Origin of the sequence: Nocardia neocaledoniensis, assembly GCF_029868625.1 — a bacterium.
In the GTDB taxonomy this organism is placed as follows: Bacteria; Actinomycetota; Actinomycetes; order Mycobacteriales; family Mycobacteriaceae; genus Nocardia; species Nocardia neocaledoniensis_A.
The window spans coordinates 1-24,037 of the sequence record NZ_JARWOJ010000365.1 but is presented as its reverse complement, the minus strand read 5'-3'; the positions used below and the strand labels follow the sequence as shown (position 1 = coordinate 24,037).

At 70.6% G+C, this 24,037-nt stretch carries 20 protein-coding genes; 9 read left to right on the top strand and 11 right to left on the bottom strand.

The window, feature by feature from the left end; genetic code table 11:
* Window positions 1–21: 21 nt before the first annotated feature.
* The 4 genes from QH270_RS28380 to QH270_RS28365 all read left to right on the top strand — a co-directional run bounded on the left by QH270_RS28380 (window position 22) and on the right by QH270_RS28365 (window position 2,970).
* Window positions 22–1,269: an alpha/beta hydrolase gene (locus tag QH270_RS28380; protein WP_280347105.1), complete on the top strand. Its 1,248-nt coding sequence runs from the start codon at window positions 22–24 to the stop codon at window positions 1,267–1,269.
* 44 nt (window positions 1,270–1,313) lie between these two features.
* Complete coding sequence (locus QH270_RS28375; protein WP_280347104.1) at window positions 1,314–1,586, top strand: type II toxin-antitoxin system Phd/YefM family antitoxin; 273 nt, start codon at window positions 1,314–1,316, stop codon at window positions 1,584–1,586.
* Window positions 1,583–1,987: a type II toxin-antitoxin system VapC family toxin gene (locus QH270_RS28370; protein WP_280347103.1), complete on the top strand. Its 405-nt coding sequence runs from the start codon at window positions 1,583–1,585 to the stop codon at window positions 1,985–1,987. Before QH270_RS28375 ends, QH270_RS28370 begins: the two co-directional genes overlap by 4 nt.
* A gap of 110 nt (window positions 1,988–2,097) precedes the next feature.
* Complete coding sequence (locus QH270_RS28365; protein WP_280347102.1) at window positions 2,098–2,970, top strand: type II CAAX endopeptidase family protein; 873 nt, start codon at window positions 2,098–2,100, stop codon at window positions 2,968–2,970.
* Window positions 2,971–3,004: 34 nt separating this feature from the next.
* Here QH270_RS28365 and QH270_RS28360 read toward each other — a convergent pair whose 3' ends face one another.
* The 9 genes from QH270_RS28360 to QH270_RS28320 form a co-directional block, all read right to left on the bottom strand.
* On the bottom strand, window positions 3,005–4,684 hold the full coding sequence (locus tag QH270_RS28360) for an ABC transporter ATP-binding protein (RefSeq protein ID WP_280347101.1): 1,680 nt from the start codon (window positions 4,682–4,684) through the stop codon (window positions 3,005–3,007).
* Entirely contained in the window at window positions 4,681–5,541 is an 861-nt protein-coding gene (locus QH270_RS28355) for an ABC transporter permease (protein WP_280347100.1), read from the bottom strand. The genes QH270_RS28360 and QH270_RS28355 overlap by 4 nt, the downstream gene beginning before the upstream one ends.
* 235 nt (window positions 5,542–5,776) lie before the next feature.
* Window positions 5,777–6,808, bottom strand: coding sequence for an ABC transporter permease (locus QH270_RS28350; protein WP_280347099.1), 1,032 nt, complete (start codon window positions 6,806–6,808; stop codon window positions 5,777–5,779).
* A gap of 276 nt (window positions 6,809–7,084) precedes the next feature.
* The gene (locus QH270_RS28345) at window positions 7,085–8,719 is read right to left on the bottom strand and encodes an ABC transporter substrate-binding protein (protein WP_280347117.1); all 1,635 of its coding nucleotides are present in this window, start codon (window positions 8,717–8,719) and stop codon (window positions 7,085–7,087) included.
* Window positions 8,719–10,749, bottom strand: a complete 2,031-nt coding sequence (locus tag QH270_RS28340) for an acetyl/propionyl/methylcrotonyl-CoA carboxylase subunit alpha (RefSeq protein WP_280347098.1) — start codon at window positions 10,747–10,749, stop codon at window positions 8,719–8,721. The genes QH270_RS28345 and QH270_RS28340 overlap by 1 nt, the downstream gene beginning before the upstream one ends.
* The gene (locus QH270_RS28335) at window positions 10,746–12,311 is read right to left on the bottom strand and encodes a carboxyl transferase domain-containing protein (RefSeq protein ID WP_280347097.1); all 1,566 of its coding nucleotides are present in this window, start codon (window positions 12,309–12,311) and stop codon (window positions 10,746–10,748) included. Before QH270_RS28335 ends, QH270_RS28340 begins: the two co-directional genes overlap by 4 nt.
* On the bottom strand, window positions 12,308–13,537 hold the full coding sequence (locus tag QH270_RS28330) for an aminotransferase class I/II-fold pyridoxal phosphate-dependent enzyme (RefSeq protein WP_280347096.1): 1,230 nt from the start codon (window positions 13,535–13,537) through the stop codon (window positions 12,308–12,310). Before QH270_RS28330 ends, QH270_RS28335 begins: the two co-directional genes overlap by 4 nt.
* 29 nt (window positions 13,538–13,566) lie before the next feature.
* Entirely contained in the window at window positions 13,567–14,751 is a 1,185-nt protein-coding gene (locus tag QH270_RS28325) for an MFS transporter (RefSeq protein ID WP_280347095.1), read from the bottom strand.
* Between the two features lie 135 nt (window positions 14,752–14,886).
* Entirely contained in the window at window positions 14,887–15,636 is a 750-nt protein-coding gene (locus QH270_RS28320; protein WP_280347094.1) for a TetR/AcrR family transcriptional regulator, read from the bottom strand.
* A gap of 78 nt (window positions 15,637–15,714) precedes the next feature.
* On the opposite strand from QH270_RS28320, the gene QH270_RS28315 reads away from it, so the two are divergent.
* Both QH270_RS28315 and QH270_RS28310 read left to right on the top strand, forming a co-directional pair.
* Window positions 15,715–16,935 (top strand): DUF418 domain-containing protein, encoded by a 1,221-nt coding sequence (locus tag QH270_RS28315; protein ID WP_280347093.1) that lies wholly within the window; start codon window positions 15,715–15,717, stop codon window positions 16,933–16,935.
* A 62-nt stretch (window positions 16,936–16,997) separates the two neighbouring features.
* The gene (locus tag QH270_RS28310) at window positions 16,998–19,049 is read left to right on the top strand and encodes a thioredoxin domain-containing protein (RefSeq protein ID WP_280347092.1); all 2,052 of its coding nucleotides are present in this window, start codon (window positions 16,998–17,000) and stop codon (window positions 19,047–19,049) included.
* A gap of 47 nt (window positions 19,050–19,096) precedes the next feature.
* On the opposite strand, the gene QH270_RS28305 is transcribed toward QH270_RS28310, so the two are convergent.
* Both QH270_RS28305 and trhA read right to left on the bottom strand, forming a co-directional pair.
* The gene (locus tag QH270_RS28305; protein WP_280347091.1) at window positions 19,097–20,662 is read right to left on the bottom strand and encodes an adenylate/guanylate cyclase domain-containing protein; all 1,566 of its coding nucleotides are present in this window, start codon (window positions 20,660–20,662) and stop codon (window positions 19,097–19,099) included.
* 37 nt (window positions 20,663–20,699) lie between these two features.
* A complete protein-coding gene (trhA, locus tag QH270_RS28300; protein ID WP_280347090.1) occupies window positions 20,700–21,377 on the bottom strand; it encodes a PAQR family membrane homeostasis protein TrhA in 678 nt (225 codons plus the stop codon).
* Between the two features lie 82 nt (window positions 21,378–21,459).
* On the opposite strand from trhA, the gene QH270_RS28295 reads away from it, so the two are divergent.
* The 3 genes from QH270_RS28295 to QH270_RS28285 form a co-directional block, all read left to right on the top strand.
* Window positions 21,460–22,239 (top strand): isoprenyl transferase, encoded by a 780-nt coding sequence (locus QH270_RS28295; protein WP_110036690.1) that lies wholly within the window; start codon window positions 21,460–21,462, stop codon window positions 22,237–22,239.
* Complete coding sequence (locus QH270_RS28290) at window positions 22,239–22,835, top strand: hypothetical protein (RefSeq protein ID WP_280347115.1); 597 nt, start codon at window positions 22,239–22,241, stop codon at window positions 22,833–22,835. The genes QH270_RS28295 and QH270_RS28290 overlap by 1 nt, the downstream gene beginning before the upstream one ends.
* A 79-nt stretch (window positions 22,836–22,914) precedes the next feature.
* On the top strand, window positions 22,915–24,037 hold a 1,123-nt coding region (locus QH270_RS28285), incomplete at its 3' end, for a hypothetical protein (RefSeq protein ID WP_280347089.1).

The following is a 24,037-nucleotide window of genomic DNA, read 5'->3' as shown; positions in this document are numbered from 1 at the left end:
GGCCGCGAGTACGACAGAGCCATGTTTCCCACGAAGACCTCACCCCCCGCGATTCTCGGCGCCGCGGCGCTGCTCGCCGCCGGTTCCCTGCTGCTCGGCTGCTCCTCCGCCGACCCTGTCGCCGCGCCGCAGGCACCGGCCGGACTCGACTTCTACACACCCGCGGCCGACACGATCACGGGCGAACACGGTTCGGTGATCTGGTCGCGGCCGCTGTCCGGCATCCCCGGCCTGGCGAACGCCGACAACCACCTGGTGCTGTACCGCTCGGTCGACCCGAAGGGCGAGACGGTCGCGGTGTCGGGCGTGGTCGCCGTGCCGCGTGGCGAGGCGCCCGCCGGCGGCTGGCCGCTCATCTCCTGGGCCCACGGGACCACCGGCATCGCCGACGCCTGTGCCCCCTCGCGCGACACCGACGAGAACTACCCCGCGCACGCCTACATCGCGCGCACCCGGGTGGTCCAGCAGCGTCTGCTCGACGCCGGATACGCCGTCGCCATGACCGACTACCAAGGCCTCGGCACCCCGGGCAGACACAGCTATCTCATCGGCGAAGCCCAGGCGAGGGCGGTCGCCGACATGGCCCGCGCCGCGCGCGAACTCGCGCCGAGCATCGGCACCAGGTGGGCCACCATCGGTCATTCCCAGGGTGGCCAGGCCGCGATCTTCACCAATGCGATCGGGCCGGCCTGGACGCCGGAGCTGCAACTGGTCGGCGCGGCCGCGCTGGCCCCCGCCAACAACAACGGGTCGCGACTGGCGCTGTTGCGCTCGGCCGCGGCGGTCGGCCCCGCCGCCGACATGACCGAGCGCCGGGCGGCGCTGCCGTTCGCCCCGCTGGTGATCGCGGGCGCCGAGACGGCGGGCGGATTCGATCCCGCCGCCTTCCTGACTCCCCAGGCCGTCGAGAAGCTGAAGCTCGTGGACGACAACTGCATTCCGGCCCTGTCCACCCGTGAGCAGTGGACCGGCATCGGTGTGCACGAGGTGGTCACGCCGACCGGCGACCTGTCCGGCATCCGCGCCGTCCTCGACGCGAACGAGCCGACCGCCGTCCGCTCCGGCTTGCCGCTGCTGGTCATCCAGGGCAGGCGGGATGTCATCGTGGTTCCCGAGGGCACCGACGCCATGGTCGCCCAGCTCCGCGCCGCGGGCACTCCGGTGGACTACCGCACCGACGAATACGCCGACGCCGACCACCGAGCCATTCTCGAATCCGGCCTCGACACCCTCCTCACCTGGACCGATAACCACTTCGATCGGGCCTGACGCACGATGTAGCCCGCCGTAGCGCAGCGGGCTACACTCGGTTTATGAGGCAGATCAGCCAACGTGAGCTGCGGAACAACTCCGCGGCGGTCATGGATGCGGTGGAGGCAGGCGAGACCATCCGGGTGACCCGCAATGGCGTCGAGATCGCCGAAGTGCGGCCTCTCAGCCGACGTCGGCGCCGGAGCGCGGAGGAACTGGTCGCCCGGCATCGCGCCCTGCCGCGCGTGGACTACGTGGAGATGCGACAGGAAGCCGACGACTTCTTCGGGTCCGAGGACCGAATCGGTGACGAGGACCCGTGGGGCGGCCGGTGAGCACCAGGCATCCCGCGGGCGTGCTCGACACCTGCACCTATCTCGACCTCGGCTCGCTCGATCCGGGAGCCCTGCCGGAAACTCCGGAGATCACGGCGATCACGCTCGCCGAGCTGAACCAGGGCGTCGCGATGGCGAAGGACCCGGTGAGCCGTGCGGAGCGCTCGGAGCAACTCGGCGCCGCGATCGTCGAGTTCGACCCGCTGCCGTTCGACGAAGCCGCGGCGACTCGATACGGCACACTGGTCGCGCTCACCATCGCCGCGAAGCGCGACCCCCGACCTCGTCGGATGGACCTGCTCATCGCCGCGGTCGCCTCGGCCAACTCCCTCCCCCTCTACACCCGCAACGCCGCGGACTTCAAGGGACTGGAGAGCATGCTCGAGGTGGTCGCGCTGTGAACGGAGCAGTGGCTCAGCGTCCGTGCAACCGTCAATGATACTGCGGTACAAGGTCTGTACGGGACCTCAGGGGGATGCGTGGGGTGGTGTCACGCGGCCACAGTGGACGGGTGAGTACGGCTGACACGAACGCGACCGAGTCCGGACGGGCGTACGCGGGCAGGGTGGGACCGGCGGATTCCACCGACAGCCCCGCGCCCGGCCGAGTCGCCGCGGTGCGGCCACCGACGGCCGCGCGGGTGTGGTTCGCCCTGTGCGTGTATGCGCTTGCCACGCTGCTCGCTTCGGCGATTCTCCTTGCGGTGCAGCCGCATTCCGGCATCGACCCCGCGGCGTTGTCGCTGGTCCAATTCGGTCCGGCGATGGGCGGCCTGGTGACGTGGCTGATGTGCCGGCGAACGATCGCGGGGGTGTTACCGGCAGCGGTCTCCGTGCGGCGGGTGGGGGTGAACCTCGCGGCGATCGTCGCGGTGTGCGTGACGTACTGGTCGCTGATCACGCTCGCCGGGGTCGTGGCGGGCACCGCCACCGTCGGCCCCGCGGCGGTCGGCGCTGTGCCTTTCGCGGTATTCCTGGTGCTGCAGTTCGTCGGAGCGGGTGGCGAGGAGATCGGGTGGCGGGGACTGATGCAGCCGATGCTGGAATCGCGCATGGCGAAGGTCGCCGCGGTGTCGGCGACCGGGGCGGGCTGGGCGTTGTGGCATGTGCAGGCCTTCACGGCAGGCCTGGTGATCGCCGTCTGCTTCTTCGTTGCGACGCTGGCGTTCGCTGTGGTGCTCGGCTACCTGGGCACCGGGAGCTTCTGGCAGCGGGTACTGGTCGCGTCGATCGGGCATTGGCTGATCAATATCGCGGGCTATCTGGTGGCCGGGGACGGCACGCTGGACCGGACGCAGATCGTGTTCGTCGCGGCGGCCGCCGTAGTGGTCGCCGCGGGCTCGATGGGGCTACGGGCACTGGGGCGTTCGCGATCCAAGTCCTGACCCATCGCCGCATCACCGGATCGAGGCGGGGCGATCACGCACCATCGACCGACTCGGGCAGGCGCGGCACCGAGGCGATCAGGCGGCGCGTGTATTCGTGCTCGGGGGTGCGCAGCACGGTGTCCACCTCGCCGGATTCGACGACGCGACCGTCCTTCATCACCAGGACGCGATCGGCGAGATGCTGGACGACGCCCAGGTCGTGGGAGATGAGCAGCAGGGCGGTGCCGAAGTCGGCGCGGAGGTCGGCGAGCAGGTCGAGGATCTGGGCCTGGACCGACACATCGAGGGCGGAGACCGGTTCGTCGGCGACGAGGAGCGCGGGACCGGGTGCCAGCGCGCGAGCGATGGCGACACGTTGCCGCTGCCCACCGGAGAGGGTGCGGGGGTGCCGGTCGAGGACGTCGCGAGCGAGGCCGACGGCGTCGAGGATCTCCCGCACCCGTTTCGCGCGCGCCGCGCCACGCACGTCGACGGTGTCCAGGCTCTCGCCGATGACCCGCTCGACGGTGTAGCGCGGATCGAACGAGCTGAGCGGGTCCTGCGCGATGAGCTGCGCCGCGCCGCGCAGGGGACGCAGGTCGCGCTCGGACAGCTCGCTCCACGGCTTGCCGTCGACGATGACGCGACCGGAAGTCGGCGCCACCAACCGCAGTGCCAGCCGCGCGGTCGTGGTCTTGCCCGATCCGGATTCGCCGACGATGCCGAGGGTTTCGCCCGCGAACAGATCGAAGTCGACCTCGTCGACGACGGTGCGCGCCGCCTGACCCGAACCGTAGGTCTTGCGCAGGTCCCGCACCGAGAGCACCACGCGGCTCGCATCCACCGCCCGCGGGGGCACCTGTGGACGGTCTGCTGGTTCGGTGGCTGCGGGTGGTTCGGTTCGTGCCGGCTGATCGGTAGACGACGGTTCGGCGGGAACCGAGAGCCTGGATCCTCGCGAGGAGGCCGACGGCACCGCCGCGAGCAGCTTCTTCGTGTACGGATGGGTCGGCCGGGTGAGCACCTCGAGGGTGTGGCCCTGTTCGACCACCTCACCCGCGCGCATCACCAGCACCCGGTCTGCCACCTCGGCGACCACCGCCAGATCGTGGCTGATCAGCAGCAGCGCGGTGCCCGCGGCTTTGCGGGCGCGCAGCAGGTCCAGGATCTGCTGCTGCACAGTCACATCGAGGGCGGTGGTCGGCTCGTCGGCGATGATCAGGTCGGGGTCGCCCGCGATGGCCGTCGCGATGAGCACCCGCTGGCGGAGTCCGCCGGACAGTTCGTGCGGGTACTGGCGCAGGCGCCGCTCCGGCTCGGGAACACCGACGGCGGTGAGCAGTTCGACACTGCGGGCGGTGCTCGCCCGACCGGTGACCGCGCGCTGGACCTCGGCCAGCTGCGCGCCCACCGAACCGAGCGGGTCGAGCGACACGAGAGCGTCCTGGAGCACGAATCCGATGGCGCCACCGCGTATCCGCCGCCACTGCCGCTCCCGGTGGCCGCGCGCGTCCTGGCCGAACAGCTCGAATCTGTCGGCGCCGACGCGCGCGCCCGACCCCGCGAGGCCGACCAAGGTGCGCGCCGTCACCGACTTGCCCGAACCCGACTCGCCGACCAGGGCGACCGCCTCGCCGGGCTCGATTCGCAGATCGATGCCGTGAACCACGTCGTGGACAGCACCTTTCGCGGAAAACCCGATCCGCAGATTCTCGATCGCGATCAGGCTCATACCGAGGGCCTTCCGTCGTAGTGCCGTTGCCAATGCCGTCCCAGCGAGCTCACCGCGATCACCGTCGCCGTCACCGCCACGCCGGGCAGGACGCCGATCCACCAGGCATTGCGCAGATAGTTGCGCCCCTCGGCGAGCATCGCGCCCCATTCCGGTTCCGGCGGTTGCGGTCCCATGCCGAGGAAGCTCAGGCCCGCCGCGCCGAGGATCGCGGTGCCGAGGCCGATGGTCGCCAGGATGGGGACCTGCGCCACCGCGTGCGGCAGGACGTGCCGCCACACCAGCGTCGTCCTGGTGAGGCCGAAAGTCCGTGCCTGTTCGACATATCCGGACTCCTGGACGACAAGCGTCTGCGCGCGCACCACCCGCGCGAACCGGGGGATCGAGGCGATGCCGAGCGCGAAGATCAGATTGGTGGTGCCGGGCCCGGTGAACGAGATCAGCACCAGCGCCAGCAGCAGGTCGGGGAACGAGGAGACGACATCGAGGAGCCGGGTGATCAGCTCGTCGAGTCGCCCGCGCGCCAGCCCGGCCAGCAGCCCGAGGACGGAGCCGGCCACGACCGCGAGCGCGACCGCTGTGACTCCGATGAGCAGCGAATACCGCGCGCCGTGCACGACCCGGCTGAACACGTCGCGCCCCAGATGATCGGTGCCGAACCAGTGCTGGACGCTCGGTGGGAGCTGGGCGGCGAGTGGATCGGCCGCGAGCGGATCGGTTCCGGCGAGCACGCCTGGCGCGACCACCGCGATCGCGACCAGCCCGATCGTCAACCCGGCGACAGCGACGCCGGGCGTGATACCGAAACCGTTCGCCTGGTCGGCGATCCGGGCTCGGAGCGAAAGCGCTGCCGTCATGACGCACCTCCGGAGATCTGGCGAGCGCGCCGGTCCCCTCGATCACCGGAGGATCTCCGCTCGGCGGTGTCGCCCGCACCGAAGCCCGGCGGTTTCATGCGCAGGCTCGTCACGCCCGCAGCCGAGCCCGTCCACCCTCTGCTCGCGGACTGCCGTGCGCACGGCCGGGCTACCGGTGGGCGCGCGGCGGCGAGAAGTGAGGTGCACGTGTCGATCTCGTGAGCAATCGAGGCGATCACGAGCCATCACCTCCTGCGGAGTCACGACGCAGCCGGGGATCGAGAACCAGGTACAGCAGGTCGACGGCGGTACTGATCACCACGTAGACGAACGCCGACAGGATCGCCACCGCCAGCACGACCGGAAGGTCCTGGGCCAGTACCGCTTCCACGGTGATGCGACCCAACCCGGGGCGGCCGAAGACTTCCTCGATGATCACCGCCCCGCCCAGCAGTCCGCCGACGAGCCAGCCGGTCAGGGTGACGGCGGGCAGGGCGGCGTGGCGTAAGCCGTGCCGCGCGCGCAGCTGGGTCTCGCTCACCGACCAGGAGCGCACCGTCACCGCGAACGGTTCGTCGAGGGCCCGCTCGAGCCCGTCGCGCAAGACTTGCGAGATCACCGCGCCGAGTGAGAGGCCGAGGGCGAGCGCGGGCAGCACCAGGGCGGCGAGCCCCTTGTTCGCCGCCACCGGAAAGATCTTCAGCTGGAAGCTGAACACCGAGAGCAGCACGATGCCGAGCCAAAACGCCGGTGTCGAGACCAGCGCCAGCTCGACGGCATTGGCGACCGCCCGGGCCCGGCGACGTCGCGCGGTGGTCGTCGCCACCACGACGGCGAACACCACCGCGACGAGCAGTGCGGCACCGGTGAGCGCGAGCGTTGGACCGGCCTGCGAACCGATGACCTCCGCCACCGGCCGCTGCAACACATACGACCGCCCGAAATCGCCCTGCGCCACGTTCCACAGGTAGCGGAGGTACTGCACGATCGCCGGGCTGTCGAGTCCCCACTCCGCGCGGATGGCGGCCTCCACCTCCGGCGTGCGCGGCTGCTCACCGAGCAACACGTCGACCGTGTCACCCGGCGCCAGCCGCACGCCGAGAAACGACAGCGTGATCGCGCCCCACAGGACACCGACTCCGGTGAGCACCCGCAGCGCGACCCGGGCGACGGTGCCGGCCCGCGCAGCACGCACGGCGGTGTCGACCGGTGCCGTAGCTTCCGGTGCCAGCGCTTCGGCCGTCACGACCGCACCGATCCCGTACATCCGCCCACGGCAGACCTCGCCCCGGTGGCCCGGCCACCGCGGCGGACCCCGTCGACACGGCGTCCATAGCCGGACCCTCGCGCACGACCGCACACCGGCACGAGCCCGGTCCGCCGACGGTCGTGCCCAGCCCGCCGAGGGCCCAGCCCGGCCTGGTGACGGTCGAGACCGGCCTGCCGAGGGTCGAACCCGGCCTGCCGAGGGTCGAACCCAGCCTGGTGATGTTCGAGCTCGCCCCGCTGACGGTCGAGCCGGGCCCGCTGACGGGAAAGCCCCTTATCCACGATCGACCCAGATGTCGTAGGCGTTCTCCGGAAGCTGCTTGTACGGGCGGTATCCCGCGCCGTACACGTGGGCGCCGGTGGCGATCTGGTTCTCGGGGATGTAGAGCGGCAGCCCGTAGGCCTTGTCGACGAGTGCGAACCGTTGCAACCGCCCGTACTGCTTCGCCCGCTCGGCATTGTCGGTGGTCGAGGCGGCGGCCTTCAGCCATGCGGACAGTTCGGGATCGGTGGCGCGGCTGTAGTTGAGCGTGCCGAGCGGCGTCGGCGGGTACCAGTGGTTCTCGATGTCGATGCCACCGGTGATGGTGTCGGAGTTGGCGATCGAGCCGAAGGCGTTCTTCTTGCGCAGCTCGCTGTAGGTGCCCAGATCCACATACGACAGCTTCAGGTCGATACCCGCGTTCTGCTTGGCCTGTGCCTGCACCGCCTGCAACAGCACCTCGCGCTGATCGCGCAGCGTCGACTGTGCCTGCACCAGCTCGATGGTCAGCCGCTGACCGTCCTTGGTCCGGTAGCCGTCGGCATCCTTCGCCGTCCACCCGGCCTCGTCGAGCAGCCGGTTGGCGGCGGCCTTGTCGGCGCCGTAGGCGCCTTCGACACTCTTGTCGTAGAACAGCGTGTCGACGCTGGAGGCGATGCCCCAGCCGCGGGTGCGCTGGCCGCGATAGATCGATTCCAGCACCGCGTTCACGTCGACGGAATTGTTGAGCGCCTTGCGAACTCGCTCATCGGTGGTCGGCCCGAAGGTCGAGTTCCAGTACAGCGTGTACGGGCTGCCGTTGTTCAGCGCGGTCGCGTAGGTGAAGTCGGGGTTGTCGCGGAACAGCGAGGCGTCGTTGCCGGACACACCTTCGATCAGGTCGACCTGTCCGGAGGTGAGCGCACCGGTGCGCACCGACGACTCGGGCAGGAACCGGTAGGTCACCTCGTCGAGGTAGGCGGGGCCCTGGTGCTTGGCGTTCTGCGGCGCCCAGTTGTAGTCCGGGTTCTTGCGGAAGTGCAGTTCCTGACCCTTCACGTAGCGGTCGAGGATGAACGGCCCGGTGCCGGCGATCTCCGGGCCGCCGGCCTTGAGCTGCGGCTTGTCCCACGCGGCCGGGGAGATGATGGGGAACCCGGCGGCGAAGTCGAGGAACGGGGCGTACGGGTCCTTCAGGGTGAACACCACGGTGCGCTCGTCGCGGGCGGTCACCGCGGCCAGGTGCGACAGCGGTCCGGCCGACCAGCCACCGGAGTAGGACACGTCCTGCATCGTGGTGAAGTTGCGCGCCACGGCGCTCGCGGTGAGCGGGGAGCCGTCGGTGAACTGCACGCCCTCGCGCAGGGGGAAGGTGTAGGTGAGACCGTCGGGGGAGATCTCGTGGCCGGTGGCCAGCCAGGCGACGAAACCGCCGTCGGTGGTGCGGGCCAGCAGCGACTCGAAGACGTTGCGCAGCATCAGGTGGGTGTTGCTCTGCCCGTTGAGGTGGGGGTTGAGCGTTGTCGGCTCGGTCTCCACACCCCAGGTCAGCGAACCACCGCTGACCGGTTGCGCGGATTCGCGTGCGGCGGTGTCGGTTCCGCTGCACGCGGTCACCAGCACGGCCGTCGCCGCGACCAGTGCTGTCAGTAGTCGGCGTGTCCGCATCACAGCGCGGCGCCCCTCTCCTCGATGAGAAACAATGGTTGATCCGTGGTGACCACCGCGCCCTCCGCGGCGTTCACCGTGACGATTCCGGCGTGCGAGGCCGTGAGTTCGTGCTCGAGCTTCATGGCCTCCACCACGCCGAGCAGCTGTCCTTCCTCGACCGGTGCACCCGACTCGACGAGCAGTCGGACGAGCGTTCCCGGCATGGGCGAACGGATCTCGGGGTCGGCCGAGGTACCGCCGAGCGCGCGGTACTCCGCGTAGCGCACCTCCCGGGTGACGCCGGCGACCTGGCATTCCCAGCCCGCGCCCTGCCTGGTGACCACACAGCGGGTCGAGTCGCGGCCACCGGTCGCGCGGTCCGCGTGAGTCCTGTGGGAATGCGCGGGCGCGTCGGTTGTTCCCCCGACGGCCAGCACGGACGAGGCGGGGTGGGAATGCGGAGCCGCCACCTCCCCACGCGTCACCGGGACCGGCGCGGCATCGGAGTCGACCCGGAGCAGCACGGTGTCGCCGTCGTAGCCGCTCACCCGCACGGTGAAGGGCCGTCCGTCGACGGTCAGGTCGATGCCGCCGAGGTCACCGCCGGCGGGATCGAGCCAGGCGCGATCGCCACCCGGCGCGCCCGCCGACCACGGCGTGGTCCGATCCGCGGCGCTGAGCGCACCGGCCACCGCGAGGGCGGCGACCGCATCGGGATCGCCGAACTCGGCGACGGGGTCGAGGCGGTCCAGGTAGGCCGTGTCGTGCTCGGCCGCCGCGACGATCGGGGCGGCGAGGACCCTGGCGGCGAAGCCGAGATTCGTCGAGATGCCGGTCCAGCGCAGGTCCAGGCTCGCCCGTCGGGCCGAGGCCAGTGCCTCGTCCCTGGTGGCACCGGTAGCGACGAGCTTGGCGATCATCGGGTCGAAACCGCCTGTCACCCGCAGGCTTCGGGTGAAGGCTCGCTCGACGCGCACAGCCGGCCAGTGCGTCACCTCGAGCTCACCGGGGCACGGTAGGAACGACCGGAACGGGTCCTCGGCATACATCCTGACCTGCACCGAAGCGCCCGAGTACGTGATGTCCGCCTGCTCGGCGGGCAGCGGTTCCCCCGCGGCGACCCGCACCTGCCACTCCACCAGGTCGACGCCGGTGATCTCCTCGGTGACCGTATGTTCCACCTGGAGACGGGTGTTCATCTCGATGAAGAAGAACTCGTCGCCGACGAGCAGGAACTCGAAGGTCCCGGCACCCACGTACTGCAGGGCCTTCGTGCCCTGCACCGCCGCACCGGACATCGCCGCGCGCACCGGCTCGGGGATGCGCGGGGCCGGAGCCTCCTCGATCACCTTCTGGTGCCGTCGTTGCAGCGAGCAGTCGCGATCGAAAAGATGCACGGCACCGCCGAATTCGTCACCGAACACCTGCACCTCGATGTGGCGCGCGTGCTCCACATAGCGTTCCAGGTGCAAGCGGCCGTCGGCGAAGGCGGCGATCGCGGTCCGCGAGGCGGAGGCAAGTGCCTCGCGTAAACCGTTGGGGGAGTAAAGCACCGACATGCCCTTGCCGCCACCACCCCCTGCGGGCTTGACGATCAGCGGGTAGCCGATGGTGGCCGCCGCCTCGACCAGCGCGTCGATGTCGTCGCTGGCGTGCGTGGTGCCGGGCAGCACGGGCACCCCGGCCTCGGCCATCACCCGGCGGGCCGAGGCCTTGTCGGCCATCGATTCGATCACCCGGGAACTCGGTCCGACGAACACCAGTCCGGCAGCCCGCACGGCACGCGCGAATTCCGCGTTCTCGGAGAGGAATCCATAACCGGGATGCACTGCGTCGCAACCGGTTTCGGTGGCTGCGCGGATCAGTGCCGTCGCGTCGAGGTGGCCGCCGGCGGGCAGCTCGACCGTCGACACCGCCGCGGCGTGATAGGTGAGTTCACGGTCTTCCGCGACGCTCACGGTCACGTACTCGATGCCGAGCCGGTCGCAGGTGCGCGCGATCCGGGCGGCGACCTCGCCCCGGTTCGCGATGAGCAGACGCGCGATCACAGCCGGAACACCCCGAACTTCGCGGCGGCCGGCGCGGTCCGGTCCCAGCGCTCGTGCGACAGCGACAGGCAGCGGGCCAGCCAGTCGCGCGTGTCCTCGGGTTCGACCACCGCGTCGATCCACATGCGCGCGGCGATGTAGGTGGGCAGCGACTGGCGTTCGAAGCTGTCGATGATCGGCTGCTTGATGGCGGCCTCGTCGGCGGCGCTGAGTTCCTTGCCTTCGCGGCGCAACCGGTCGCGCTTGAGGATCGCCATCACTGCGGCCGCCTGTTCGCCGCCGACACCGGTGGAGCGAGCGTTGGGCCACATCGCCATGAACTGTCCGCCCATCGACCGCCCCGACATCGCGAAGTTGGCGGCGCCGAAGCTGCCGCCGATCACCAGCGAGATCTTGGGCACGCTCGCGCAGGACACGGCGTTGACCATCTTGGCCCCGTGCTTGGCGATCCCCGCCCGCTCGTACTGCTCACCGACCATGAACCCACTCACGTTGTGCACGAACAACAGTGGGATGCGGCGCTGATCGCAGATCTGGATGAAGTTGGTGGCCTTGAGCGCGCTGTCGGGGAAGATCACGCCCTGGTTGGCGATGATCCCCACCTCGTACCCGGCGATCCGCGCGGTGGCGCACACGATGGTGATGCCGTAGTCGCGGCGGTACTCGACCCAGGAGCCCGCGTCGACGACGCAGCGCAGGATCGCCCGGACGTCCATCTCCTTCTTGGTGGTCGCGGGGATCAGGCTGGGCAGGCGGGCCGGATCGTCGGCGGGCTCGATGGCGGCGAAGGCGGGCGGCTGGACCGCGTCGCCGGGGGTGCGGGCGATGATGTCGCGGACCATCGCCAGCGCCTCGGCCTCGTTGACCGCGAGGTGATCGGCCACCGCCGTCTCCCGCACGTGCAGGTCGGCGCCGCCGAGCGTCTGCGCGTCGACGCGCACGCCGGTCGCGGCCTCCACCAGCTGCGGGCCGCCGAGGAACACGGTGCTCAGCCCCTGCACCATCACCGTCTCGTCGCTCATCGCCGGGATGTAGGCCCCGCCCGCGGTGCAGATGCCCAGCACGGCCGAGATCTGCGGCAGACCCATCGCCGACATCTCGGCGATATTGCGGAACATCTTCCCGAGGTGTTCCTCGTCCGGGAAGATCTCCTCCTGCAACGGCAGATAGATGCCGCCGGAGTCGGCGAGATACACGCACGGCAACCGGTATTCGCGCGCCAGCTTCTGCCCGCGCAGCTGCTTCTTGATGGTGAGCGGGTAGTAGGTGCCGCCCTTGACGTGCGGATCGTTGGCGAAGATCATGCACGGCCTGCCGTGGACGGCGCCGATGCCGACGACCAGCGCCGCGGCGGGCAGATCGGTGTCGTACACCTCGTGCGCGGCCAGCCTGCCGATCTCCAGGAACGGCGTACCCGGATCGAGCACCCGGTCGACCCGTTCGCGCACGGACAGTTTCGCGTCGTCGGGCCGACGGCGCGAGGTGACGATCCCGGCCGTGTGCTCGCGCAGCAGGGCGCGCTGGGCCTCGAAACCGAGGGTGTTCTCGATGGTGACGGTCATACCGGCAGCTCCTCGCGGTGCGCGGCCAGGCTCGCGGCGAGGGTGTCGGCGAACCGGCGGATGGTGTCGGGATCGAGGTCGGCGCGCAGCATCAGGCGCAGGCCCGCGCTGCCGCGGCGGATGATCGGGAAGAAGATCGGGGAGGTGTAGAACCCGGCGTCGAGCATGTCGCGGGCCACCGCGACGGTGACGTCCTCGCGGCCGAGCTCGACGAACCGGATCGGCAGCCCGTCCCCGGCCAGCGCCGTGTCGACCAGCGAGTCGAACAGCCGGACCCGTTCGCGCAGCTCCGCTTGCAGCCGGTCGACGGTGCCGTCGTCGTGCAGGTCGCAGGCGGCGACGATCGCGCCGAGGCCCGCGGTGTTCACCCGCTGCGACCACATCAGTGGCCCGCTGGTGCGCAGCAGGGTCGCCTTGCGGGAATCGTCGTCGGCCGCGCCGAAGAAGATCACGCCACCGCTGGCGCCGAATCCCTTGTTGAGCGAGGCGATCACGAGGGTGCGCTCCCGCCAACCCTGGTAGGCGCCGAGCACGTAGCCGCGCCCGCGGCGACCGAGCGTCGAGATGCCGTGTGCCTCATCGAAATACAGGAACAGCCCGTAGGTGTCCTGGAGACGGTGCAGTTCGGCCAGCGGTGCGCCGCCGCCCGTGCTGTAGACGCCGTCGGCGACATAGGCGACCACGGGGTGCTTGCGGCACAGCTCTTCCAGGGCCTCGATGTCGTTGTGCGCGATGGTGACCAGCTCGGTCTCGTCGGCGACCAGCGGCTTCATCGCGTTCAGGCAGAAGTGCGCGTTCTTGTCGAACACCATCAGCGGGGCCTGCCCGCCGGTGAGTTCGCCGGAGGCCAGCAGCGGCAGGGTCGCCCAGGCCGCCGCCGCGCAGGAGGACACGGTGACAGCGCTGGCGTCGAAGGTCTGCGTCAGCCGCTGCTCGGCCTCCTCGAGCAGGCTGAGCCGAATGCGCATGCGGGAGATGGAGGAATTGAGGGTCGCGGTCTCGTCGAGGCCGCGGTGCGCGCCGGCGACGATGCGCGGATCGCTGTCGAGACCGAGATAGGAGTACGAGGAGAAGTTGACGATGGCGCGGCCGTCGCGGTCGTGCACCGTGCCGTCGCGCATGTCGGTCGCGACGATGTCGACCAGTCCGTGCGCGGTGCTGTCGTCCCAGAAGGTGTTACTCGTGTGCAGCTGCCTACGGATATTGGCGAAGTGATGACTGACCACTGGCGTTGTTCCTTTGCTGGCGAGGTACGTCAGGGAGTGGATTCGGGAGCCCGCACGAGCGCGACGTTCACGGCGGCGAGCAGGGTGAGGACGAGCGACCAGGCGAGCAGCCCGGACAGCGCGGGACCGGCCAGCGAGGCGATGCCGGCCAGGCCCTGCTGGATCAGCGCGCACCAGGAGACCGCGATCGCGGCGCCCGCGGTGAGATGGCTGACGGCGTGCGCGGCGCTGTTGGGGAACAGCGTCGCCTGGCCGAAGGTCGTGGTGATGTATCCGGCGAGGAACAGCGGCAGCGCGAGCGCCCTGGGCAGCTCGACCACCCAGGCGGCGGCGATCAGCGCGCAACCGGCCACCATGATCCAGGCGCCGTGGCGCATCATGGCCCGCGCGCCCACCCGCCGCACCGAGCGGCGCACGTAGGTCGCGCCGCCGAGGTACGCGGCGCCGTAGAGCACCCCGAACAGGCCGAAGACCCAGGGCGGCAGCGCGAAGACACCGGCGAACACGAACGCGGACTTCTGCTGGATCAGCACCACGATCGCGAACCCGATCCCGCCCGCCACCGCGCTGGTGCGAAACACCCGGTCGCCGAGGAACTGACGGGCCGGGATCCGCTGTGCCGGTGGTGGTTTCGGTAGTGCGATGCGCAGCGCGAACAGCACCGGGATCGCGGCGAGCACGGCGAGTACGGCGAATCCGTAGCGCCAGCCGACCGTCGAGGTGACGATGCCGCCGATCACCTGCCCCCCGCCGAGCGCGACGACGAAGGCCATCGACAACAGCGCGAGCTGGCGCGCGAGGTCCGCCCCGGCGAAGAGGTCCTTGACCATCACCCGCCCGACGACGGCGATGCCACCCGCTCCGATCGCCTGTGCCACCCGCAGCCCGAGCAGTTCCGGCGCGTTGGTGATGAACGCCAGGGCCGCGCTGGCCAGGACGAACAGCGCGCCCGCCGCGACGAACGCCGGGACGCGCCCGAACCGCTCTGCGGCCCTGCCCCACGCGACGACCGGCAGCGCCGCGAACACCACGAACACCGCCACCGACAGTTGCAGCACGCCCTCGTCGGCGCCGATGTCGGCGCCGAGCGCGGGCATGGCGGGGAGGTAGATCGTCGTCGCCATCTGCGCGGCCACCACGGCGCCGCACGCGGCGGTGACGACGGCCCGCTGCGTCGCTGTCGACGCCTCGCCCGTCTCCTGTCCCACGGTCACTGCGCCCCCTCAGCCGAACCGCGCCACGGTGCGGCGCGTGTATTCCGGGGTACAGATATACGGACCGGAGGCAGCGCCGGACATGGTTGGAATCAGGCTGATTTCGCGTGCGGCAAGACTTTTCGTGCGGCGGTACTACGCCGTCGCGGCGATCTCGGCGGCGACGCCGTTGAGGAGGAGTTCCAGGCCGAAGGCGTAGTCGGAGTCGTCCGGGGTCTCCGGCGGCGCCTGGAACACCGGAGCGGCCAGCAGCTGGGCGACCTCGGGGAAGCGCCCCGGATCGACCAGTCGGGTCAGTGCCCGGCCGTAGTTCGCGTTGACCTGTGCCTCGTCCAGGCCGGTGCCCTGCCTGCCGTCGGTCAGCTGCTGGGTGAGCAGACTCGATTGCCGCACATGGATGCTCACCAGCATCACGATGCCCAGCTTGGTGCCCCAGTCCAGGCCGGTCGTCGCGAGGGGGCGCAGTCCGGCGTCGAGCCAGCCGATCGCGTTGGGCCCGCGCGGCGGTCCGGTGATCGGCAGCTGCGGTACCCAGGGGTGCTCGGCGAAGCCGGCCCGTAGTGCGTCGGCCCACCGGCGCAGCCCCTCGCGCCATCGGCCGGGTTCGTTGGTGATCTCCGGTGCCGGACCGAGCGCGAGATCGGACATCAGCTCGAACAGTTCGTTCTTCGAGCCCACATAGCGGTAGAGCGCCATCTTCGTGAAGCCGAGGGCCGCGGCGACTTTGGGCAGAGTCACCTCGTCGAGGCCACTCCGGTCGGCCAGCTCGACGGCCGTGCGGACGACGGTGTCGATGTCGAGTTCGGCGGGTCGCCCGAGCCGGGCGGAAGCGGGGATCCGCCAGAGCCTGCCCAGGTCGGTGGGCACCGCCTCGTCGGCTGTCACGGTCACTCCCTCCTCACGGTTCGGCGGAATACTATCGCCCTATTTAATGTCTGTGAGATACTATCCCTAGGATAGTAATTGTTCTCGCAGGTAGAGATGGGTAACGGCATGACCGATCAGCTGGTGGTTCCAGGGGCCCGACTGCACGACGTGGACGCGTTACGCGGCTTCGCGTTGCTCGGGATCCTTCTCGTCAACATCACCTTCATGGCCTCTGGCTATCCGGGGAATCTGGTGATCGACCCGGCCTTCACCTCGACCGTCGACGACATCGTGCGCGGGGCGTCGTCGGTCCTGGTCGACATGAAGTTCTACGTGCTGTTCTCGTTCCTTTTCGGCTACAGCTTCACCCTGCAGATGACCTCGGCCGCCGCGGCCGGGGCGGCGTTCGAACCGCGCATGCTGCGGCGCGTCGCCGGTCTGTTCGTCCTCGGCGCGCTGCACATCGTGTTCCTCTACGGCGGCGACATCCTGACGACCTACGCGCTGGCCTGTCTGGTCCTGTTCTGGATGCGCGGCTGCCGGGACCGCACCGCCCTGCGGGTGGCCGCCGCCTTGTACGGCGTCGTGCTGCTCGGTCTGGTGCTGAGCGGGTTGTTCCTCGACGCGTCGGCCGTGCTGCCCGCGGCGGAGGAGGCGCGGGCGAACGCCGAGCGGTCCACCACGGCGATGCTCGGCGGCTGGGGCGAGGTCATCGGCCACAATCTCGGCGGCCTCGGCCTGCTGATCCTGCAGGCCGTCAGCATGCAGGGGCCGACCGCGCTCGCGATGTTCCTGCTCGGCATGGTCGCGGGGCGCCAGCGGCTGCTGGCGCGGGTCACCGGCGACGAACCGATCCTGCGCCGAATCCAGTGGATCGGCTTCCCGGTGGGTCTCACGGGCGGGCTGCTGTACGCCTTCGGCGGCGGGAACGGGCACCCGCTCGCCGTCGCCGCCGGCGTGGCCACCGCCCCGCTGCTCGCCGCGGCGTATGTCGCGACCCTGCTGAGGTTGATGCACAGCCCACGCACCGCCTGGCTGCGCGCGGTACTCGCCCCGGCGGGACGCATGGCCCTGACCAACTACCTCGGGCAATCCGCGATCGGACTGCTGATCTTCACCGGCATCGGATTCGCCGCGGCGGGACGCCTTTCGCCGGGTGAGACCATGCTGGTCGCCGTCTGCGTCTTCGTCGCACAGCTCGGTGCGAGCGCACTGTGGTTGCGGTGGTTCCGGTACGGGCCCGCGGAATGGGTGCTGCGCTGGGTGACCATCGGCCACCGACCCGCCTGGCGGGCCGCGCCGGAGCGGGTGGGCTGATCCGTTCGGCACGCGCCGTGGGGGTCTCGCAGTGGTCTCGGTGGGTGTGGCACGCTGGCAGCGTGAACCGGTTGGGTAGCGCGACTTCGCCGTATCTGCGTCAGCACGCCGACAATCCGGTGCATTGGCGGGAATGGGACGCCGATGCGCTGGCCGAGGCGGCCGCGCGGGATGTGCCGATCCTGCTGTCGGTGGGGTACGCGTCGTGTCACTGGTGCCATGTGATGGCGCACGAGTCGTTCGAGGACGCGGCCACCGCCGAGCAGATGAACGCCGGATTCGTGTGTGTGAAGGTCGATCGGGAGGAACGGCCCGATCTGGACGCGGTGTACATGAACGCGACCGTCGCCATGACCGGCCAGGGCGGATGGCCGATGACGTGCTTCCTCACCCCCGACGGCGCGCCGTTCTACTGCGGCACCTACTACCCGAAGCAGCCGCGCGGCGGGATGCCCTCGTTCACGCAGTTGCTCAGCGCGATCACCGACACCTGGACCACCCGGCGCGCGGATGTCGACCAGGCCGCCGACCAGGTCACCCAGGCGCTGCGCGGCCAGGCCACCGGCCTGCCCGACGCCGAATCCGCGTTGGTACCAGAGCTTCTCGACCGAGCGGTAGCGGCGATCGCCGCCGATGAGGACCGCGAGCACGGCGGTTTCGGCGGGGCGCCGAAGTTCCCGCCCTCCGCCATGCTGGAGGGCCTGCTGAGGCACTGGGAGCGCACCGGCGACCAGGCGGTGTTCGACCTGGTGGAGCGCACCGCGGAAGCGATGGCCCGCGGCGGCATCTACGACCAGCTGCGCGGCGGCTTCGCCCGTTACTCCGTCGACGCGGGCTGGCTGATCCCGCACTTCGAGAAGATGCTCTACGACAACGCCCTGCTGCTGCGCGCCTACGCCCACCTGGCCCGGCGGGTTACGCCGACACCGCTGGAATCGTTGCCGCACAGGGTCTCCCGCGAAACCGTCGAGTTCCTGCTCGCCGACCTGGCGACCGCCGAGGGCGCCTTCGCCTCGGCACTCGACGCCGACACCCAGCTCGAACCCGGCGGTCCCGGCGTCGAAGGCGCCACCTATGTGTGGACCCCCTCCGAGCTCATCGGCGACCTCGGTCCGCTCGACGGCGTCTGGGCCGCTGAGGCTTTCGGCGTCAGCACCGGCGGCAACTTCGAACAGGGCACCTCGGTGCTCACCCGCCGCAGCGACCCGGTCGACGTCGAGCAGTCGGCCCGCTTCGATCGGCTGCGCACCCGGCTGCGGGAAACACGCGACCAGCGTCCGCAGCCGGCCCGCGACGACAAAGTGGTCACCGCCTGGAACGGCATGGTGATCACCGCCCTCGCCGAAGCCGGTGCGGCACTGGAGGAACCGTCGTGGGTGGCGGCCGCCGTGCGCTGTGCCCGGTTCCTGCTCGATGTGCATCTGGTCGACGGTCGCCTGCGCCGCGCGTCCCTCGACGGCGTGGTCGGCGCCCCGCCCGGCGTGCTCGAGGACTACGCCTGGCTCGCCACCGGCCTGCTCGCGCTGTATCAGGCCACCGGCGAGGCCGACTGGCTCGCCGCCGCACAGGTGTTGCTGGACAGCGTGATCGAGCACTTCGAAGATCCTGAACGACCGGGCAGCTGGTTCGACACCGCCGACGACGCCGAGACCCTGGTGGCCCGCCCGCGCGACCCGATCGACGGCGCCACCCCGGCCGGCGCCTCCGCCCTGGCCGAGGCCCTGCTCACCGCGTCCGCCGTGGCCGACACCGAACGCGCCGTCCACTACCGCGAACTCGCCGACCAGACCCTCGCCCGCGGCGCCGTCCTGCTCGACCGCGCGCCGCGCACGGCGGGCCACTGGCTCGCGGTCGCCGAAGCCTCGGTCCGCGGCCCGCTCCAGGTCGCCATCACCGCCACCGAGAAGTCCTCCGCCGCCACCGAACTGCTCGCCACCGCCCGCACCAACGCCCCCGGCGGCGCCGTCGTCCTCGCGGGTCCCCCGAACACCGCCCCCCTCCTCACCGACCGCCCCCTGGTCGACGACGCCCCCGCCGCCTACGTCTGCCGCGGCTCGGTCTGCGACCTCCCGGTCACCGACCCGACAGCCCTGGCCACCGCGCTGCGAAGCTGATCCGACGCTCCGCCGGTCGGGCCCGGCCGGGCGATCCCGCGCACCCGTCAGCGTTCGCGGCCCGGCCTGATATCGGTCCAGGTGCGGGTGCGGCCGGGGATGCCGCGCAGGCGCAGGTCCTTGTGGCGGTGCCAGTGGGCGCGTTCGGAGGCGGTCGCCGCCTGGATGACCGTGTCGCTGACCAGGACTCGGCGGGACACCTCCTTGGCGACCGTGGTGAGGCGGGCGGCTTCGTTGACCGCGTCGCCGATGACGGTGAATTCCAGGCGGGTGTCGGCGCCCACGTCACCGGCGAAGACCTGGCCGCGGGCGACGCCGATGCCGACGTCGAGTTCGCCGGTGGCGACGACCTCGTCACGGATGCGGCGCGCGGCGCGCAGGGCGGGGGTGGCGTCGTCGGCCAGCGCCGACGGCGCGCCGAAGATGCACAGGGCGGCGTCGCCGGCGAACTTGTTGACCAGGCCGCCGTTGTCCTCGGTGGCCGCGACCACGGTCGCCAGCAACCGGTTCAGCTTGTGCACGAACTGATCCGGCGCCATCTCGGCCGACAGCTGCACCGACCCGGTGACGTCGACGAACAGTGCCGAGACGATCCGCACGTCGCCGGTGAGATCGCTGCCGCGCGAGAGCGCGCGCTCGGCCACGGTCGAGCCGACGTGTCTGCCGAACACGTCCTCGGTGTGCGCCTGTTCGCGCAGGGTCGCCGCGAGCTCGTTGACCGAATGTTCCAGCCGTCCGATCTCGCTGGCGCTGCCGACCGGCACGCGCACGTCGAGCTCACCGCGGGTGATGCGTTCCAGCGCCCGGTACATCGTCCGCATGGGCGTCGCGACCGAGCGGGCGAGCAGGGCCGTGGCGAGCGCGCCGACGGCCAGGGCGACGATCGAGAAGATCCAGGCCGCCCGCACCCGGTCCTCGGCGGGGGTGGCCCGGTCGCTGAGCACCACGATGATGATCAGGCCGGGCAGGGCCGCCGACACCGCCCAGGTGACCAGCACGCGCACGAGCACGGTGGCGGTGGGATGCACGGTGGGCCCGAGGACCGCGGTGATGATCGGTACGGCGGGCCGGATGAGGCGGTCCAGGATCAGGTAGGTGGTGCCCGCGGATTCCAGGGCGCCGAGGGCGAATCCGGCGATCACCACCGCGTCGTTGTCGTAGTCGGTGAACCGGTCGACCAGCCACACCGTCAACGCGATGCCGGGGATCCACAGCACGATCGCGCGCAGAGTGATGGCGGCGGGCAGGCCGAGCAGCCGACGTGCCTCGTCGGTCGTCGGTTTGCGGCCCGCGTCGAGCCATCCCAGATAGCGCCGCCGGTCGTAGATGGCCATGGCGATGCCGAGGCCGACGGCGAAGGCCGGATAGATGCCGAGCAGCGACGCGGCTTCGCGCCAGTTCGGACCGACTCGGCCGAAGACCCCGTCGGCCCAGGCGACCAGGAAGATGGCGCCGAGCCCGATCAGGTTGGCGGTGATGACCACCAGGGCGAGTCCCCAATAGCTGCGCAGTGCCCAGCGGAGCAGCGCGTTCACCGCGCGCGCCCCGACCGGCGGCACGGAGGCGCCGCGGTATCGCTGGCTGCGCTGACGGGTGACACGAATATCGAGCATAGAAGGCCGCGCGGACGCCGGGGCGCGCACGCGCCGGTCAGCCGAGCAGTACGAACCAGATCGCGATGTAGTGGCAGACCGCCGCGACCACCGTCGCCGCGTGGAAGAACTCGTGATGACCGAAGTGTTCGGGCCAAGGATTGGGCCACTTCGTCGCGTACAGGATCGCGCCGACGCTGTAGATGACGCCGCCCACCGCGAGCAGCACCATCGGCCAGACGCCGACATTGCGCAGCAGTTCCGGCGCGACCGGCACGATCGCCCAGCCGAGCAGCAGATACAGCGGTACCCCGACCCAGCGCGGCGCGGTCGGCCACAGCATCTTCAGCGCCACCCCCGCCAGCGCGCCTGCCCACACCACGATCAGCAGCGTTCGACCGGTCGGACCCGGGAGCCCGAGCAGCGCGAAGGGGGTATAGCTGCCCGCGATGAACAGGAAGATCATCGAGTGATCCGCGCGCTTCATCCGCACCCTGGCGCGCACGCTCCGCCAGGTGACCCGGTGATACACCGCACTGATGCCGAACAGCGCGATCACCGATACCCCGTACACCAGCGTCGACCAGCCCGCCGTCGCCGATTCCGAGAACCCCACTCCGACGAGCACGGCCACCGCGATCGCGGCGACCCCGACGGCCCAGGTGTGGATCCACCCCCGGAACCGCGGCTTCCCCAGACCGACGGCCTCGCCGATTCCCACGGTGACAGCCTCCACGAAACCCTCCAAGGTCAGAACCTACGGTACCGTAGGTTACGCCCCCCACGTTACGTCAGCGCGACCGCGCTAGGGTGCGTGGGTGGAGTTCTTTGGTCGGGTGCGTGGACTGCCGTATCGCATCTACGAAGCCAGGCTGTCCAAGCAGCTGGCCGACAAGCAGCATCCCCGCCACGTTGCGGTGATGTGCGACGGCAATCGCCGCTGGGCGCGCGAGAACGGCTTCACCGATGTCAGCCACGGGCATCGGGTCGGCGCGCTGAAGATCGCCGAACTGGTCGGCTGGTGTGCCGACGCCGGCATCGACATGGTGACCGTCTACCTGCTCTCCACCGAGAACCTGCGCCGCGATCCCGACGAGCTCGAGACCCTGTTCGAAGTCATCACCGATGTGGTGGAGGAGCTGTCGGCGCCGGAGCAGAACTGGAGCGTGCGGATCGTCGGCTCACTGGCCGGCTTCCCCGAGCTGATCGCCAAGCGGCTGCGCACAGCGGCCGAGCGGACCAGCGGCCGCGACGGCGTGCACGTGAACGTGGCGGTGGGCTACGGCGGCAGGCAGGAGATCACCGACGCGGTGCGCTCCCTGGTGCGCCAGGAGATCGCCGCGGGCGAGTCGGGTGAGGACCTGGTGCAGTCGATCACCGTCGACGCGATCGGCCAGCACCTCTACACCTCGGGTCAGCCCGACCCCGATCTGGTGATCAGAACCTCTGGTGAGCAACGTCTTTCGGGTTTCCTGCTGTGGCAGAGCGCCTATTCCGAGATCTGGTTCACCGAGGCGTACTGGCCGGAGTTCCGGCGTGTCGACTTCCTGCGCGCCCTGCGCGACTACGCCGCACGGCACCGCCGTTTCGGCGTGTGATGTCACCGGGCTCGCGTACTCTGCGGGCAGTGGAGCCCGATCAGTCTTCTTACATCAGCTATGAGGAATTCGGCAGGCGTTTCCTGGAATACGCCGTATCCGAGCAGCGGATCGCCGCGGCTTTCGGCGAACTCACCGGCGCCGCTTTCGATTTCGGCCCGATCGGGGTCGGCCCCGGCCGGCTGGCGAAGGTGACGGCGCAGGTCGAGCTGGGGCAGCCACGCATTCTGCGTTTCGTCGACGCGTACATCTCCTTCGAACTCACCATCCCGCTGCACGTCGACCTGGTGGTCGATCTGGCGGTGGACCGGTCGCGGTTCCAGGTGGACGGCACCGTGCATCTCCATCTGACCGCGCGCACCGCCGACCCGTTGCGCGTGGTCATCGACATCGCCGAACCGCGCCCGAGTGATGTGCGGGTGAACGTGGCCAGCGCCACCAAGCGCGGGCAGTTGCTGCGCGTACTGGCCAGCGTGGACCACGAGATCCGCCGCTTCGTCGCCCGCTACATCGCCCAGGAGATCAGGAAGCCGGAGATCGCGGCCGTCCGCAATATCGACGTGGCGACCAGGTTGGACGCGGCCTGGAAGTTGTAGGTGAGTCGCCCCGGTCGCCGGCGAACGCGCAGTAGGCTGCTGCGCGAGACGAGCCCGACGACACGTGCAGGGGTGAGCTGTGGGAGTTGCGATCGAGCCGGGGCGGGGCAGGCGCGCGGTGTTCGCCACGCTGGGCGCGGTGTTCCTGGTCGCGGGGTGTGGCACCGACCGGACCGCGCCGCCCGCGATGACACCGGCCGAGCAGCCGGGTGCCGCGGGCACCGTCTTCGCCTACCGCACCGCCGCCGAGCTGGCCGTCGTGCGTGGCACCGAGACCGTCCGCGCGCCCGGCAGTTTCGGCTATTCCTCGGCGGCGGTGAACTTCACCGGCGACGGCCGGTACGCGTTCGCGGTCGAGACCGACACGAAGACCCTGGTGGCGCTGCGGGCGAGCGACGGCGCGGTGACGCGCACCGAATGCGACTGCACCGACGCGGTGGCCCTGCGTGACGCGGTGGTCGCCTGGTGGCGCGAGCCGGGCCAGATCATGACGATCGATCTGGCGGGTACCACGCCCGCGGAACCGCGCCGCGATGTCGACCTGCCGGAGTCGCCGACCCCGCGCTCCGGCGGCGGGTGGGACGGCGCCCGGCTGGTCGCGGCCACCGACGACTACCTGCTGCTGGCCCGGGTGGAGTCGCGCGGGCTGTGGTGGGAGAAGACGCACCTGTACGCGATCGGCGCGGACGTCATCCTGCCGCTGGGCCGGGTACCCGGCCTCGACGCCGAACTCTCCGCTGCCGCCGGACCCGACGGGCACACCTTCGTGCTGGCCGGGTCGACCGCGCGCAGTGCCTCCTGCGGGACAGGCCACGTCGCGACGATCGACGTGCGCACCAACGCCGTCACCGAACTGCCCGCGCTGCCGGGCGAGTGCTCGGTGGCCTACAGCCCGCGCTGGGGCGCGGACGGCACCGTCACCGTCACCACCGGCAAGTGGGCCGACCAGCCCGGTGCGCCCAGCGCGGTCGACCCGCGGCAGTCGGCGGCGCCGGGCGGGGCGCCGGGCGGGGGGGAGCCGCGCGGCGCCAAGCGTCCCCCGGTGGGCGAGGGCCGCGACATCGGCACCGTGATCGCCACCGAAGTAGAAGCTGGACAACCAGTTTCCGCGCTGCTCGCGGCCACCGGCGATCGCGTCGAGGTCGTCTTCCATGGCGGCGGTGAAGTCGAAGTCGACGAGCCTGCCGAAATACGCTTCGAGC

What these genes read in the sequence shown, in the direction of transcription:
- QH270_RS28380 (WP_280347105.1), top strand. Translation starts at nt 22, where the DNA reads ATGTTTCCCACGAAGACCTCACCCCCCGCGATTCTCGGCGCCGCGGCG.
- QH270_RS28375 (WP_280347104.1), top strand. Translation starts at nt 1,314, where the DNA reads ATGAGGCAGATCAGCCAACGTGAGCTGCGGAACAACTCCGCGGCGGTC.
- QH270_RS28360 (WP_280347101.1), bottom strand. Translation starts at nt 4,684, where the DNA reads ATGAGCCTGATCGCGATCGAGAATCTGCGGATCGGGTTTTCCGCGAAA.
- QH270_RS28355 (WP_280347100.1), bottom strand. Translation starts at nt 5,541, where the DNA reads ATGACGGCAGCGCTTTCGCTCCGAGCCCGGATCGCCGACCAGGCGAAC.
- QH270_RS28350 (WP_280347099.1), bottom strand. Translation starts at nt 6,808, where the DNA reads ATGTACGGGATCGGTGCGGTCGTGACGGCCGAAGCGCTGGCACCGGAA.
- QH270_RS28345 (WP_280347117.1), bottom strand. Translation starts at nt 8,719, where the DNA reads ATGCGGACACGCCGACTACTGACAGCACTGGTCGCGGCGACGGCCGTG.
- QH270_RS28335 (WP_280347097.1), bottom strand. Translation starts at nt 12,311, where the DNA reads ATGACCGTCACCATCGAGAACACCCTCGGTTTCGAGGCCCAGCGCGCC.
- QH270_RS28305 (WP_280347091.1), bottom strand. Translation starts at nt 20,662, where the DNA reads ATGCTCGATATTCGTGTCACCCGTCAGCGCAGCCAGCGATACCGCGGC.
- QH270_RS28290 (WP_280347115.1), top strand. Translation starts at nt 22,239, where the DNA reads ATGTCACCGGGCTCGCGTACTCTGCGGGCAGTGGAGCCCGATCAGTCT.